General features: G+C 65.8%; 14 protein-coding genes. 11 read left to right on the forward strand and 3 right to left on the reverse strand.

The window, feature by feature from the left end; genetic code table 11:
- Nucleotides 1-111 precede the first annotated feature (111 nt).
- Genes cobA through ASE88_RS07260 form a run of 5 tightly spaced genes read left to right on the forward strand, consistent with a single transcriptional unit; the run spans nt 112 to nt 4,007 of the window.
- Complete coding sequence (cobA, locus tag ASE88_RS07240; protein WP_056477060.1) at nt 112-903, forward strand: uroporphyrinogen-III C-methyltransferase; 792 nt, start codon at nt 112-114, stop codon at nt 901-903.
- On the forward strand, nt 900-1,196 hold the full coding sequence (locus tag ASE88_RS07245) for a DUF2849 domain-containing protein (protein ID WP_056477062.1): 297 nt from the start codon (nt 900-902) through the stop codon (nt 1,194-1,196). The genes cobA and ASE88_RS07245 overlap by 4 nt, the downstream gene beginning before the upstream one ends.
- 1 nt (nt 1,197) lies before the next feature.
- Nucleotides 1,198-2,829, forward strand: coding sequence for a nitrite/sulfite reductase (locus tag ASE88_RS07250; RefSeq protein ID WP_056477066.1), 1,632 nt, complete (start codon nt 1,198-1,200; stop codon nt 2,827-2,829).
- Nucleotides 2,822-3,262: a DUF934 domain-containing protein gene (locus ASE88_RS07255; RefSeq protein ID WP_056050673.1), complete on the forward strand. Its 441-nt coding sequence runs from the start codon at nt 2,822-2,824 to the stop codon at nt 3,260-3,262. Before ASE88_RS07250 ends, ASE88_RS07255 begins: the two co-directional genes overlap by 8 nt.
- Nucleotides 3,255-4,007: a phosphoadenylyl-sulfate reductase gene (locus ASE88_RS07260; protein ID WP_056477069.1), complete on the forward strand. Its 753-nt coding sequence runs from the start codon at nt 3,255-3,257 to the stop codon at nt 4,005-4,007. The genes ASE88_RS07255 and ASE88_RS07260 overlap by 8 nt, the downstream gene beginning before the upstream one ends.
- Before the next feature lie 169 nt (nt 4,008-4,176).
- Here ASE88_RS07260 and ASE88_RS07265 read toward each other — a convergent pair whose 3' ends face one another.
- Nucleotides 4,177-5,667, reverse strand: coding sequence for a replicative DNA helicase (locus tag ASE88_RS07265; protein ID WP_055878981.1), 1,491 nt, complete (start codon nt 5,665-5,667; stop codon nt 4,177-4,179).
- Nucleotides 5,668-5,766: 99 nt separating this feature from the next.
- Here ASE88_RS07265 and ASE88_RS07270 point away from each other — a divergent pair, with 99 nt between their 5' ends.
- From ASE88_RS07270 to ASE88_RS07280, 3 genes are read left to right on the forward strand one after another with little or no spacing between them, the layout of a single operon-like run.
- Nucleotides 5,767-6,249 (forward strand): UPF0262 family protein, encoded by a 483-nt coding sequence (locus ASE88_RS07270; RefSeq protein ID WP_055878978.1) that lies wholly within the window; start codon nt 5,767-5,769, stop codon nt 6,247-6,249.
- Nucleotides 6,250-6,256: 7 nt separating this feature from the next.
- On the forward strand, nt 6,257-6,934 hold the full coding sequence (locus ASE88_RS07275; protein WP_056477072.1) for a glycoside hydrolase family 25 protein: 678 nt from the start codon (nt 6,257-6,259) through the stop codon (nt 6,932-6,934).
- Entirely contained in the window at nt 6,931-7,380 is a 450-nt protein-coding gene (locus ASE88_RS07280) for a cytidine deaminase (RefSeq protein WP_056477075.1), read from the forward strand. Before ASE88_RS07275 ends, ASE88_RS07280 begins: the two co-directional genes overlap by 4 nt.
- Before the next feature lie 12 nt (nt 7,381-7,392).
- On the opposite strand, the gene ASE88_RS18835 is transcribed toward ASE88_RS07280, so the two are convergent.
- Nucleotides 7,393-7,557 carry a hypothetical protein gene (locus tag ASE88_RS18835; RefSeq protein ID WP_156348325.1) on the reverse strand — a complete coding sequence of 55 codons (165 nt, stop codon included), beginning with the start codon at nt 7,555-7,557 and terminating at the stop codon, nt 7,393-7,395.
- 243 nt (nt 7,558-7,800) lie between these two features.
- Here ASE88_RS18835 and dcd point away from each other — a divergent pair, with 243 nt between their 5' ends.
- Nucleotides 7,801-8,355 carry a dCTP deaminase gene (gene dcd, locus ASE88_RS07285; protein WP_055878967.1) on the forward strand — a complete coding sequence of 185 codons (555 nt, stop codon included), beginning with the start codon at nt 7,801-7,803 and terminating at the stop codon, nt 8,353-8,355.
- Nucleotides 8,356-8,536: 181 nt separating this feature from the next.
- On the opposite strand, the gene ASE88_RS07290 is transcribed toward dcd, so the two are convergent.
- Entirely contained in the window at nt 8,537-9,568 is a 1,032-nt protein-coding gene (locus ASE88_RS07290) for a LacI family DNA-binding transcriptional regulator (RefSeq protein ID WP_056477078.1), read from the reverse strand.
- A gap of 141 nt (nt 9,569-9,709) precedes the next feature.
- Between ASE88_RS07290 and ASE88_RS07295 the strand changes: the two genes are divergently transcribed.
- Together ASE88_RS07295 and ASE88_RS07300 are read left to right on the forward strand one after the other, a co-directional pair.
- Nucleotides 9,710-11,761 carry a TIM-barrel domain-containing protein gene (locus ASE88_RS07295; RefSeq protein ID WP_056477081.1) on the forward strand — a complete coding sequence of 684 codons (2,052 nt, stop codon included), beginning with the start codon at nt 9,710-9,712 and terminating at the stop codon, nt 11,759-11,761.
- A gap of 78 nt (nt 11,762-11,839) precedes the next feature.
- Entirely contained in the window at nt 11,840-13,222 is a 1,383-nt protein-coding gene (locus ASE88_RS07300) for an MFS transporter (protein ID WP_235527864.1), read from the forward strand.
- The last annotated feature ends 19 nt before the right edge of the window (nt 13,223-13,241 follow it).

Below are 13,241 nucleotides of genomic sequence, written 5' to 3' on the forward strand. Positions count from 1 at the left end.
AGGCCCGTTGCTCCGGACAGGCCGATCGAACCGGTCGGCAAAAGCTCTCCTACCCCCCCCCAAAGCATCATTCGGTTGCAGCGCAGCGCGTTGCCGCCCATCTCCGATACCATGGCAAGTCTCCTAGACCCTACCGCCCGCGGGCGCGTCATCCTCGTCGGGGCGGGGCCGGGCGATCCCGGTCTGCTCACCGTTCGCGCGGTCGAAGCGCTCAAGACCGCCGACGTCGTCGTGCATGACGGCCTGATCGATCCGCGTGTGCTCGACATCGCACCGCCGGGGGCACAGCGCATCTCGGTCGCCAAGCAGCGCGCGCGGCATACGCTGCCGCAGGAGGCGATCAATGCGCTGATCATTGCGCATGTGAAGACCGGCGCGATCGTGATCCGGTTGAAGGGCGGCGATCCGTTCGTGTTCGGCCGCGGCGGCGAGGAAGTCGAAGCCGTGCGCGCGGCGGGGCTGCCGGTCGAGGTGATCCCCGGCGTCTCGGCTGCGCTCGGTTGCGCTGCCGAGGCCATGCTGCCGCTTACCCACCGCGATCATTCGAGCGCGGTGAGCTTCGTCGCGGGCCAGTGCAAGGGGCTTGCCGAGCAGAATTGGGCGGGGCTCGCCGGCCAGGGCCGCACGCTGGTAATCTACATGGGCATCGCCACCGCGACCGACATCGCCGACAAGCTGATGGCCGATGGTGTGGCACCCGACATGCCCGTCGCGGTGCTCGAACGCGGCACGCTGTCGGGCAGCCGCGCGATCCGCACCTTGCTGGCCGATCTCGGCGCGATGGTGACGCGCGAAGCGGTGAAGAGCCCCGCCATCATCGTCGTCGGTGAAGTCGTCGAACTGTCCGACGCGCAGGACAAACTGGCCCGCTGGGCTCGCGTAGCAGAGGATGCCGCCGCATGAAGTTGTTGACCGGAAACGACCTTCCCACCGGCGACGTGATCTGGTGGACCGGCAATGGCTGGTCGCGCCATATCGAGGATGCGGTAGACGTCGGCGTGGCGGGTGAATCGATCCTCCAGGCGGAGGAAGGCGCCCGCCGCGTCAACGTCCCCTATCTGATCGAGGCGACGCAGACCGACGACGGGCCCCGGCCCGCCCACATCAAGGACCGTATCCGCGCGCTTGGCCCGACGATGCGACCCGACCTGACACTCAAACCCGCCGATCCTAACGCCGGCAGCTGGGTAATCTGATATGTATAAATACGACGAATATGACCAGGCGATCGTCGACCAGCGCGTCGACGAATTCCGCGACCAGGTCCGCCGCCGCCTCTCGGGCGAGCTGACCGAGGACCAGTTCAAGCCGCTCAGGCTGATGAACGGCCTGTATCTCCAGCTGCATGCGTATATGCTGCGCGTCGCGGTGCCGTACGGCACGCTCGACGGCCGGCAGATGCGGATGCTCGGCCACATCGCGCGCAAGTACGATCGCGGCTACGGGCATTTCACGACTCGGCAGAACATCCAGTTCAACTGGATCCAGCTCGACCAGACTCCGGACATCCTCCAGGAGCTGTCGACGGTCGAGATGCATGCCATCCAGACGTCGGGCAACTGCATCCGCAACATCAGTTCCGACCAGTTCGCCGGCGCCGCCGCGGACGAGGTCGCGGATCCGCGCCCCTGGGCCGAGCTGATCCGTCAGTGGAGCACCTTCCACCCCGAATTCACCTACCTGCCGCGGAAATTCAAGATTTGCGTGATCGCGGCGGACGAGGATCGCGCGGCGATGCGGCTGCACGATATCGGCATCGGGCTGCACGTCCGCGACGGTGAGCTCGGCGCGAAGATCTATGTCGGCGGCGGCATGGGCCGCACGCCGATGATCAGCCACGAGATCCGCGATTTCGTCCCCGCCGACGACCTGATGAGCTATCTCGAGGCGTGCCTGCGCGTCTACAATCGCTACGGCCGTCGCGACAACATCTACAAGGCGCGGATCAAGATCCTGCTGCACGAGATCGGCCCCGACGAATATCGTCGCCAGGTCGAGGAGGAATTCGCCGCGGTGAAGGGCCTCGGCCTCGATCCCCCGCGCGCCGAGCTCGAGCGGATCACGAGCCATTTCGGTGCGCCCGCGTTCGAGGAGACCGCGTCCGCCGAGATCGATCGCAGCGATCCCGACTTCGCCGTCTGGCTCGACCAGAATGTGAAGGCGCACAAGCAGCCGGGCTATGCGATCGTCAACATCAGCCTGAAGCCCGTCGGCGGCATCCCCGGCGACGCGTCGGCGGACCAGATCGACGTGATGGCCGATCTCGGCACGCGCTACAGCTTCGACGAACTACGCGTGACGCATGCGCAAAACATCGTCCTGCCGCACGTCCGCATCGCCGATCTGCACGCGGTGTGGTCGACGCTGAACGAGGCGGGTCTGGCAGAGGCCAATCTCGACCTGATCAGCGACATCATCGCCTGCCCCGGTCTCGATTATTGCAGCCTTGCCAATGCGCGCTCGATCCCGCTCGCGCAGAAGATCGCGACCCGCTTCGGCAGCCTCGACCGCCAGCGCGACCTGGGCGAGCTGAAGCTGAAGATCAGCGGCTGCATCAACGCCTGCGGGCATCACCATGCCGGCCACATCGGCATCCTCGGCGTCGACAAGAAGGGCACCGAGAATTACCAGCTCTCGCTCGGCGGATCGGGCGCGGAGGACGTCAGCCTCGCCAAGATCACCGGTCCCGGCTTCTCCGAGGACGGCGTGGTCGACGCGATCGAACGCGTTACCGACCGCTATCTGCAGGTGCGCGACCCCGGCGAGCGGTTCCTCGACACCTACCGCCGCGTCGGCTTCGAGACGTTCAAGGAGGCGATCTATGGTTGAGTATCCGGACCAGACGCTGCTGCGCTTCCGCGACGACGAGCCGCATGACGAGCCTGCGGTGACACTCGATTCGTTCATCGGCCAGAGCAACGCGGCCGCGGTGCGGCTCGAGGCGGGCGACGACGCACGCGCGCTGTTGCCGCAGATCGATCAGCTCGCGCTGATCGAGGTGAGCTTTCCAGGCTATCGCGACGGGCGCGGCTATTCGTCCGCGCGGATCCTGCGCGAGGCGGGCTATACCGGCGAACTTCGCGCGCAAGGTGACGTACTCGTCGACCAGATCCCGCTGATGCGGCGCTGCGGGTTCGACAGCTTCGCGCCCCAGGCGCCGATCGATATCGACGTGCTGCGCGCCAGCCTCGAACGCTATGACACGCCGTACCAGAAGGCGGCGGACGGCGCGGTGCCGGTGTGGAAGCTGCGCCATGGGTGAACCCGCCCGCATACTCGACATGATTGACGTCACGCCCGCCTTCACCCGCGCGGACGCGCAGGCGATGCAGACGCGGTTCGAGGGCGTGTCCGCGCAGGACATGTTGCGCGAACTGCTCGCGGGCGAGTTGCGCGGGCGGATCGCGGCGGTGTCGTCGTTCGGCGCCGAATCGGCGGTGCTGCTGCACATGGTCGCACAGGTCGATGTCGACGTGCCGGTGGTCTTCACCAACACGCAGAAGATGTTCGGCGAGACTCTGGCGTACCGCGACGAGCTGGCCGAGCGGCTCGGTTTCACCGACCTGCGCGTTTTCCGGCCCGATCCGCGGTTGCTTGCGATCAAGGACAAGACCGGGCTTCGTTGGTCCTACGATCCCGACGGCTGCTGCGATCTGCGCAAGGTCGAGCCGCTGCGACGCGCACTCGCCCCATTCGATTCGTGGATCTCTGGCCGCAAGGGCTTCCAGTCGGGCACGCGCACTGCGCTGCCGCGTTTCGAGGAGGACGAAGGCCGGCTGAAGATCAACCCGCTGGCGGATTGGGACAAGGCCAAGCTCGACGCCTATTTCGCCGAGCATCAGCTGCCCCGGCATCCGCTTGAGGCGCAAGGCTATCTCTCGATCGGCTGCGCGCCCTGCACGACGAAGGTGGCCCCTGGCGAAGATCCGCGCGCCGGCCGGTGGCGCAGCTTCGACAAGGTCGAATGCGGCATCCACGCCCCCACCGATTACGACCCGATGATCTGACCCACGTCCCTCTCCCCTCCGGGGAGAGGGAGGGAGGAGCCGTAGGCGACGGAAGGGTGAGGGGGAGTTGTGACGAACCGTCCCGAGCCTCACTCCCCCTCACCCTTCCCACGGCCAAGAAGCCGCGGACCCCTTCCCTCTCCCCGGCGGGGAGAGGGGCCTAAGAGCCTCAATATTCCGCCAGATCCGAGAACTTCGTGATCGTCGGATCGAACTTCATCCGCACCTTGCCGGTCGCGCCGTGGCGCTGCTTGGCGATGATCAGCTCGGCCAGGCCGTACACCCGCTCCATTTCCGCCGCCCAGGACGCGTGATCCTCGAAGATCTTTGCGCTGTCGCCTTCGGCCGGGCGCTTGGGCTCCTTCGACGCGACGTAATAATCCTCGCGGTAGACGAACCAGACCATGTCGGCATCCTGCTCGATCGACCCCGATTCGCGAAGATCCGACAGCATCGGCGTCTTGTCCTCGCGGCTTTCCACCGCGCGGCTTAGCTGCGACAGCGCCAGCACCGGCACGTTCAGATCCTTCGCGAGCGTCTTGAGCCCACGCGAAATCTCCGAGATTTCCTGCACGCGGTTGCCGTCCTTGCTCTTGCCCGACCCCGACAGCAGCTGGAGATAGTCGACCACCACCAGCCCGATCTCGTTGTTATGGCGACGCTGCAACCGGCGGACGCGCGTGTGCAGCGCGCCGATCGACAGACCGCCGGTATCGTCGATGAACAGCGGCAGGTTCTCCAGCTCGGCCGCCGCGGCCGCGAGCTGCGCGAACTCGGTGCGGCTGATCTTACCCATGCGGAGCGATTCGGAACTGATCTGCGACTGCTCGGCGAGAATACGCGTCGCCAGCTGATCCGCAGACATTTCCAGCGAGAAGAATGCGACCTTCGCGCCTACCGAGTCCTTGGGCGCGATGCCATCCGCCATGTCGCGCATCCAGCGCCGCGCGGCATTGAACGCGATGTTGGTGGCGAGCGACGTCTTGCCCATCCCCGGACGGCCGGCGAGGATCATCAGATCGCTGTGATGCATGCCGCCGATCTTCGCGTTGATCGAATCGATGCCCGTCGTGACGCCCGACAGGTTGCCGCCGGAGTTCAGCGCACGCTCGGCCATCTTGACCGCTGCGGTCGTCGCCTGCGCGAACGACTTCACCGTATTCTCCGAGCCGCCATCCGCCGCGACCTTGAACAGCTCCTCCTCGGCCAGCTCGATCTGCGCGCGCGGATTGACCTCTTCGGAGGTGTCCATCGCGCGGTCGACGAGCGTCCGCCCGACCGACACGAGCGCGCGCAGCATCGCGAGGTCATAAATCTGTTGCGCGAACTGGCGCGCACCGATCAGCCCGGCGCCACTGCCGGTCAGCCCAGCGAGATACGCCGGCCCGCCAAGCTCGCGCATGCCCTCGTCCGCGTCGAACATCGGCCGCAACGTGACCGGCGTCACCAGCATGTCGTTGCCGCGCAGCGTCTTGATCGCCGCGAAGATTCGCCCGTGGACGGGTTCGAAGAAATGCCCGGGTTCGAGCTTGTCGACCAGATCGTCGGCGAGCCGGTTGTCGATCATCATCGCGCCGAGCATCGCCGCCTCGGCTTCGACGTTGCGGGGAAGCTGCTGCGGCTCGGCCACGGCGGGTACGGGGAATGCGAGAGTTGCCATCCCCCGCACCTACGCGATGGACGGGTCCTCGTCCAAGCTGCTCGCGCCGGAATGCTGGGGATAAGTGACAGGCCGAACGCGCCCCGCTATCGCATCGTCATGGCCGACCCGCGGATCATCGATGTTGAGCTCGACGAGACCAGTCTCGGCTGGCGTTCGCCCGACGTCGAGCAGGAGCGCCGGATCGCGATCTTCGACTTGATCGAGGGCAATCACTTCGCGCCGCAGCGCGCCTATCCCGACGGCTATGCCGGCCCCTTCAAGATCAAGCTCCAGTCGGAGGAAGGGCGCCTCGGCATCCATATCCACCGCGAGGACGACACGCATCTCGAGACTCTGGTGCTCGCGCTCGGGCGGTTTCGCCGGCCGATCAAGGATTACTTCGCGATCTGCGACAGCTATTACCAGGCGATCCGGCAATCGACCCCCGCGCAGATCGAGACGGTAGACATGGCGCGCCGCGGCATCCACAACGAGGCCGCAGAGCTGTTGAAGGAACGCCTCGATGGCAAGATCGAGGTCGATTTCGACACCGCGCGACGGCTGTTCACGCTGATCTGCGTCCTCCACATCCGCAATTAGAAGACCCATGGCTTACGGACTTTTGAAATTCGCGGCCGCGCTGGCCGCGACCGGCTTTGTCGGCATCTGCGGCTGGACCGCCGCCACCGGCTGGCACCCCGACGTGAAGCAGTATCCGTTGCAGGGCATCGACCTTGCCGAAAATCCCGGCCCCGTCGAATGGGGTACGGTGCGGGCGCGCGGCGCCGACTTCGCCTATCTCGTCGCGACGTCGGGCACCGATCGCCGCGATCCGGGGTTCGAGGCGAACTGGGCGGCGCTGCCCGAGGCCGGCCTCCGGCGCGGCGCGGTGCATGTCTATTCGCTGTGCCAGCGTGCGGACGAACAGGCCAACGCGTTCAACACCTTCGTGCCGCGCACCGCGGATGCGTTGCCGACCGCGGTCGACATCGCCTTTCATGACGACTGCACCGCGCGCCCGAATCGCGCCACGCTGATCGCCGACGTCGCGCAATTCGTGACGATGGTCGAGACGCACACCCGGCAGCCCGTGATGCTGCGGATCAGCAAGGCGGTCGACACGCAGTACAGCCTGTCGGACGCGGTGCCGCGGCCTTTATGGGCGGTGGAGAATGTGCGGAAACCCGACTACACCGCGCGGCCGTGGCGGATGTGGCGCGCGAGCGATTTCCGCCGCATCGACGGGATCGAGGGACCGGTGAATTGGGACGTGGTGGCATCATGAGTGAAGACGCAACGCGGCTCGTCGCCGCAGCCAGAGACGCCGCGCGCAACGCGCATGCGCCCTATTCGCGGTTCGCGGTCGGCGCGGCCGTGCTGCTCGACGACGGCAGCGTCATCACCGGCGCCAATGTCGAGAACGCCAGCTACGGCCTGTCGCTCTGCGCCGAGACGGTCGCGATCGCAACGGCGAGCGCCGCGGGTCGCCTCCGCGACATCGTCGCGATCGGCGTGATCGGCGGCGCGATGGACGCCGACGGCCGCGCGACGGGGACTTCGCCCGTCAGCCCCTGCGGCCGCTGCCGCCAGGTCATCAACGAAGCCGCGCAAATGGGGGGGCGCGATCTTCCCGTCTACTGCGGCGCGGCGGAAGGCGACGCGATCCGAACCTATGCCTTGTCGGAACTGCTCCCCGATGCCTTCGGGCCGGCGGATCTCGGGATCGGCTGACCCGAAATATTGTCATGCGACATTCTCCGTCCGTATCCGGCGGCGGATCGCATGATACGCCACGCCGCAAACCAGTCCGTCAAGATGCTCCCGACCGGCGTCGAGCACCTCGCCGAGGTCGATCAGCGCGCGATCCGCGCCGGTCAGCAGCGTTGCCGCAGAATCCCGCGGCGGCATCGGCGCAAAGCCTGATCACGGATCACAGACGGTCGCCTGCCCGGGATGCACGCGGCGCGGCGGCGTGCACGCCGAGCGCATCCCGATCCCTACATCCGCATCGCGCGCTTAGAACTGTGCAGGCGGCACGCCATCCACGCGACGCGATCGCGCGTTCGTTCGTGCCCGACTGCACGATACGAAGCCTGCCCCCTTGCCGTTCAGGATCATCCGCGCGAAAGCGCACGCCGAAGAGGAGCTACCATGTCCGTGATGTCCGACCGCTGGATTCGCGAGCGCGCGCTCGGCGACGCGATGATCGAGCCGTTCCATGAAGCGCAGCGCCGAGACGGCTGCATTTCCTACGGACTGTCGTCCTACGGGTACGACGCGCGCGTTGCCGACGAGTTCAAGATCTTCACCAACGTCGACAGCGCGATCGTCGACCCGAAGGATTTCGCGGCGAACAGCTTCGTTGATCGCAAGACCGACGTATGCATCATCCCGCCCAACAGCTTTGCGCTCGCCCGCACGGTGGAATATTTCCGCGTGCCGCGCGACGTCCTCGTCATCTGCCTGGGCAAGTCGACCTATGCGCGCTGTGGGATCATCGTCAATGTGACCCCGCTCGAGCCCGAATGGGAGGGCCATGTGACGCTGGAGTTCTCCAACACGACCCCCCTACCCGCGAAGATCTACGCGAACGAGGGCGCCTGCCAGTTCCTGTTCCTCAAGGGCAATGAGCCGTGCGAGGTCAGCTATGCCGACCGCGCAGGCAAATATATGGGCCAGCGCGGCGTGACGCTGCCGCGCCTCTAGCCGCATCCCGGTACGTCGGACCTGGAGCTTTCACTGCGGCGCATTGGCCGACCGGTCTTGGTCGGCGACCTATGCTGGGGCCATCACGCCACAGCGCGATCTCCAACGCGCGATGCGGTCCGCCACAGCCGCCCTTTACCGCGCATGGGCGGAGGAGACCGTCAGGTGACCGCTAAATGCCCTACGGTATTTGCCGGCGGACTTCGCTGTTGCCGACGCTCAGGACCAACGGCCACAGCGTGTGGGTCGCCGAGGTCGGCGGCGCCGCGGCATCGCGTAGCCTCGGCAGCAGCGCGCGCGCGAGCCCCAGTCCGAGATCGCGCAGTTCCAGTCGAAAACACGTCAATGCCGGCTGCAAGGCGGACGTCGATGGGTTGGCACGCGCGCCGATCACCGAGATGTCCGAACCTGGTACCAGCCCCAATTTCCGAAGCCCGGTGTACACCCCGACGGGCGCCGTTTCTCCCATGACTAGGATTGCGGAGGGCGGTTCATCAAGGCGCATAAACGCCTCGACCGCGAGACTTCCGGCGATCTCGTCACCGCCGCCTTGCTGGATCAGACGCTCGTCGACGGCGATGTCGGCGGCACGCAACGTCTCGCGATACGCGTCGATCACGACGAAGCTGTTGTTGACCGTCGATGGCGGCGCGACCAGCCCGATCCGGTCGTGGCCCTGCGCGAGAAAGCGGGTGATCGCGGTCTGGACCAGATCCTCGAAATTCAGGTCGATCCATGGCTGCGGGCCTCCCGAAGCGCTGCGCCCGAGGGTGACGAACGGAATGTTCTTGGCAAGCAGGAACGGGATGCGGGGATCCTCGCGCTGCGTCGCCGACAACAGCCAGGCGTCGGCGATACCGCGCGACACGTTGCGGCGCAAGAAATCGAGCTGGTCTTCGCCTTCCCGCGCCAGCAGCACGATCAGGTCGACATCTTCCTCGGCAAGGCCCGCCTGGACCCCCTCGAACAGCGCCATGAAAAACGGATCGCCATGCGCCGCGCTGTCATGTTCCAGGGTCAGCATGAAACCGACCGAGCCGGTCCGTCCCCGCCGCAGCGACCGACCCGATTGGTTGGCCGTATAGCCATGGACGGTAGCGGCCTCGATGACGCGGCGACGCGTCTCCGGGTTGACGTCCTTCTTGCCGTTCAGCGCGCGCGACACCGTCCCGATCGAAAGGCCGAGATGATGGGCAAGCGTGCGGATATCCATGCCACTCCGTCGCCATTCTATCCGCCGGACGCAAGTACGTGTTGACAGCGCGAGCCGCATAAGTGATCTACCGTAAACGTTTACGGAAAACGTTTACGGATTGCCGCGACAGACGGCGACAGGATCGAGGATGACGCGCGAATGGACACGCTGACACTGCAACCGGACGCCGTCTGCTGGTCGTATAACGGCGAGTGGCTGCGCATCGAGGCCCATGGCCACGATGGACTTCGGCTGCGGGCGTCGCCCTATCCGGAACGCGACGTACCGCCGGGCGCGCTGCTGCCATCGCCGGGCCACAGCGCGCACGTCACGCGCGATGGCAACATCGCCCGCATCGCCAATGGCGGCATCGTGGCGGAAATCGACCTGCAGGGGCGCGTCCGTTTCCTGAACAGCCAAGGACGGCTGCTGCTCGAGGAGAAATGGCGGCAGCGCGATACCGTCACGCAATACTGGACCGTCGGCGAACCGGAAACGCGCAAGATCAGCGCCCTCGCCCTTTCCGGCCGCGAGTTCAAACCGCTCCACGGCGGGGTGTCCAAGATCACCGTTCGGTTCGAAGCGAAACAGGACGAGCGGCTGTTCGGCATGGGCCAGTATCAGCAGCCCAATCTGGATCTTGCAGGATGCTCGCTCGAACTCGCCCAACGAAATTCGCAGGCCAGCGTCCCGTTCGTCGTATCGAGCCATGGCTATGGGTTGCTGTGGAACTCCTCGGCGGTCGGTGAGGCCTGTTTCGCCGCAAACGGCATGCGCTGGACGTCGGACGCCGCGCGCGCGATCGACTATTGGATCACCGCGGGCGACACCCCGGCGGATATCGTACGCAGTTATGCGTCCGTCACCGGCACGGTCCCGATGATGCCCGCGTTCGCGACCGGGCTCTGGCAGTGCAAGCTGCGCTATCGGACCCAAGACGAACTGCTCGACGTCGCGCGCGACTATGCGCGACGGGGCATTCCGCTGTCGGTGATCGTCGCCGACTTCTTTCATTGGCCGGTGCAGGGGGATTGGCGGTTCGACCCGCGCGAATGGCCAGACCCCGCCGCGATGACTGCGGAACTTGAGGCTATGGGTGTCGCGCTCATGGTATCGGTCTGGCCGACCGTCGATCCGCGCTCGGACAATTATGCGACGATGGCCGAGCGCGGCTATCTGGTCAACGCCAACCGCGGCATCAACATTCACCAGGATTTTCTGGGCAACACACGCTTCATCGACGCCACGCATCCCGGCGCCCGCGCCTTCATCTGGGACGTCGCGAAACGCAATTACCGGGATCTGGGTGTCAAGCTGTTCTGGCTGGACGAGGCCGAACCGGAATACAGCGCATATGATTTCGATCTCTATCGCTATCATGCGGGTGACGTCCGCGAAGTCGGCAACGCCTATCCGCTGCACTATACGCAGGCATTCCATGACGGCTTGAAAGCCGATGGCGAGACCGAGATCGTCAGCCTGGTTCGCTGCGCCTGGGCCGGCAGCCAGCGTTATGGGGCACTGGTCTGGTCCGGCGACATCCAGAGCTCGTTCGATTCGATGCGCAACCAGCTCAGCGCCGGGCTGAACATGGGACTGGCCGGTATCCCGTGGTGGACGACCGACATTGGCGGGTTCCACGGCGGCCATGTCGACGATCCCGCCTTCCACGAGCTGCTGGTGCGGTGGTTCCAATGGGCGGTCTTTTCCCCCATCCTGCGCATGCACGGGCACCGCGATCCGATCACCCCGCCCGAAGTCCCGTTCCGCGACGGCATCGCGCAGTGCGACACGGGGGCGGGCAACGAATTGTGGAGCTTCGGCGGCGACGTCTACGCGATCCTGCGCCGGTATGCGGCGCTGCGCGAGCGGCTGCGGCCCTATGTCGGCGATCTGATGCGCGTCGCGCACGAACAGGGTGATCCGCTGATGCGGACGATGTTCTATCAATATCCGGCCGATCCGCACTGCTGGACGATCGACGACCAATATATGTTCGGACCCGACATCCTCGTCGCGCCGATCCTGGCCGCCGGCGCGTCCGCGCGCACGGTGTACCTGCCCGCCGGCGGCTGGATCGACCCGTGGACGGGCGATCGCCTGGAGGGCGGCACCGCCATCGAACGCGACGCGGCGCTCGACCGGATACCGGTGTTCGTTCGCGCCGACGCCGCAGTAATCGCGGCGTTCGCGGAGGACGCGGACGACTGAATGAATTGAACGGCGGCAACCGGATACGGCGCGCATGACAGCGGCGGTCCAGCGGAGGGCATGATGAGCGGAACAGCGGTGATACAGACAGCGGACGGCAGCCTTGTCGCGGACGATCCCCGGCGCGGCGCGCGCGTGCCGTTCTTCGAGAAGATCTGTTATGGTCTGGGCGACGCCGGCGGCACGATCATCACCGGTCTGATCGCGAATTTCCTGACATTCTATTATACCGACGTCTTCGGCCTGGCGCCGGCGGTGGTCGGGATCATCTTTGTTTCGCTGCGTATCTTCGATGCGATCTCCGACCCGTTGATCGGCATCATGGCCGACCGCACGCAGACCCGCTGGGGTAAGTTTCGTCCGTATCTTTTGTGGACCGCGCTGCCGGTCGGGATCAGTTGCTTCCTGACCTTCCAGTCGCCCGATCTGGGCTACGACGGCAAGGTCGCCTACGCCGCGGCGACGTATTTCCTGCTCGCGCTGTTCTATTCGCTGAACAACGTCCCCTATTGCGCGCTCATCACCCGCATGACCGACAGCGCGGAGGAAGGCGTGTCCTGCCAGTCGGTACGGTTCGCGCTGGTGGCGGTCGCGTCGTTCACGGTGTCGGTCGGCCTGCCGATCATGGTGCGCTATCTCGGTGGCGCGGATATCGCGCGCGGCTACCGCGATGGCGTCGCGATCCTCAGCGCCGTCGCGGTCGTGCTGTTCCTGCTATGCTTTGTGTTCGTGCGTGAACGGACGACGGTTGCCGCCGCGTCCGATGACGTGCCGCTCCGCACCGCGGTCGCCAACACGCTGAAGAACAGCCAGCTGCGACTGACCTTCGTCATGACTCTGTTGCTGATCGGCATCTTCAATACGAAGGGCGGCGCGGCGCTGTATTTCATCACCTATGTCCTGAACGGCGACGCGACCTACCAGGCGCTGTTCTTCGGTACGGCGACGATCGGCGGATTCATCGGGTCGATCGTCGTCCAGCTGTTCACGCGCCGCTTCGCGGTCCGCGACGTCTATGTCTGGGTGAACCTGATCCTCGTCGCCGGTCATTTCGCGGCGTTCTTCGTTCCGGGCGACCTCCCAAACCTTTGGCTGGTACTGGTGGCGCTGTGCTGCATCGTACTGGGCTGCACGCTGCCGCTGCACTTCACGCTGATCCAGCTCGCCGACCAATATGGTGAATGGAAGACCGGCATGCGCTCGTCGGGGATGAGCTTCGCCTTCAACCAGTTTTTCGTGAAACTGGCCTGGGCACTGGCCGGCGTCCTGATCAGCACGGTCCTCGTCGCCGTGTCGTACCGCGCGGGAACGGGCAACCAGACGCCGCTGTCGCTCTCGGGAATCACCATGCTGTCGACGATCGTGCCCGGCATCCTCCACCTGCTGCTGGCGCTGACCGCAAGCCGCCTGATCCTGAACCGCGAGACGATCGCCGCCATGACCGCAGCACGACCGGCATGATCGCGCGCGTCCCCCACCC

The organism is Sphingomonas sp. Leaf38, assembly GCF_001421825.1.
Taxonomy (GTDB): domain Bacteria; phylum Pseudomonadota; class Alphaproteobacteria; order Sphingomonadales; family Sphingomonadaceae; genus Sphingomonas.

What these genes read in the sequence shown, in the direction of transcription:
- ASE88_RS07250 (WP_056477066.1), top strand. Translation starts at nt 1,198, where the DNA reads ATGTATAAATACGACGAATATGACCAGGCGATCGTCGACCAGCGCGTC.
- cobA (WP_056477060.1), top strand. Translation starts at nt 112, where the DNA reads ATGGCAAGTCTCCTAGACCCTACCGCCCGCGGGCGCGTCATCCTCGTC.
- ASE88_RS07255 (WP_056050673.1), top strand. Translation starts at nt 2,822, where the DNA reads ATGGTTGAGTATCCGGACCAGACGCTGCTGCGCTTCCGCGACGACGAG.
- ASE88_RS07280 (WP_056477075.1), top strand. Translation starts at nt 6,931, where the DNA reads ATGAGTGAAGACGCAACGCGGCTCGTCGCCGCAGCCAGAGACGCCGCG.
- ASE88_RS18835 (WP_156348325.1), bottom strand. Translation starts at nt 7,557, where the DNA reads ATGCCGCCGCGGGATTCTGCGGCAACGCTGCTGACCGGCGCGGATCGC.
- ASE88_RS07265 (WP_055878981.1), bottom strand. Translation starts at nt 5,667, where the DNA reads ATGGCAACTCTCGCATTCCCCGTACCCGCCGTGGCCGAGCCGCAGCAG.
- ASE88_RS07245 (WP_056477062.1), top strand. Translation starts at nt 900, where the DNA reads ATGAAGTTGTTGACCGGAAACGACCTTCCCACCGGCGACGTGATCTGG.
- ASE88_RS07270 (WP_055878978.1), top strand. Translation starts at nt 5,767, where the DNA reads ATGGCCGACCCGCGGATCATCGATGTTGAGCTCGACGAGACCAGTCTC.
- ASE88_RS07275 (WP_056477072.1), top strand. Translation starts at nt 6,257, where the DNA reads ATGGCTTACGGACTTTTGAAATTCGCGGCCGCGCTGGCCGCGACCGGC.
- dcd (WP_055878967.1), top strand. Translation starts at nt 7,801, where the DNA reads ATGTCCGTGATGTCCGACCGCTGGATTCGCGAGCGCGCGCTCGGCGAC.
- ASE88_RS07260 (WP_056477069.1), top strand. Translation starts at nt 3,255, where the DNA reads ATGGGTGAACCCGCCCGCATACTCGACATGATTGACGTCACGCCCGCC.
- ASE88_RS07290 (WP_056477078.1), bottom strand. Translation starts at nt 9,568, where the DNA reads ATGGATATCCGCACGCTTGCCCATCATCTCGGCCTTTCGATCGGGACG.
- ASE88_RS07295 (WP_056477081.1), top strand. Translation starts at nt 9,710, where the DNA reads ATGGACACGCTGACACTGCAACCGGACGCCGTCTGCTGGTCGTATAAC.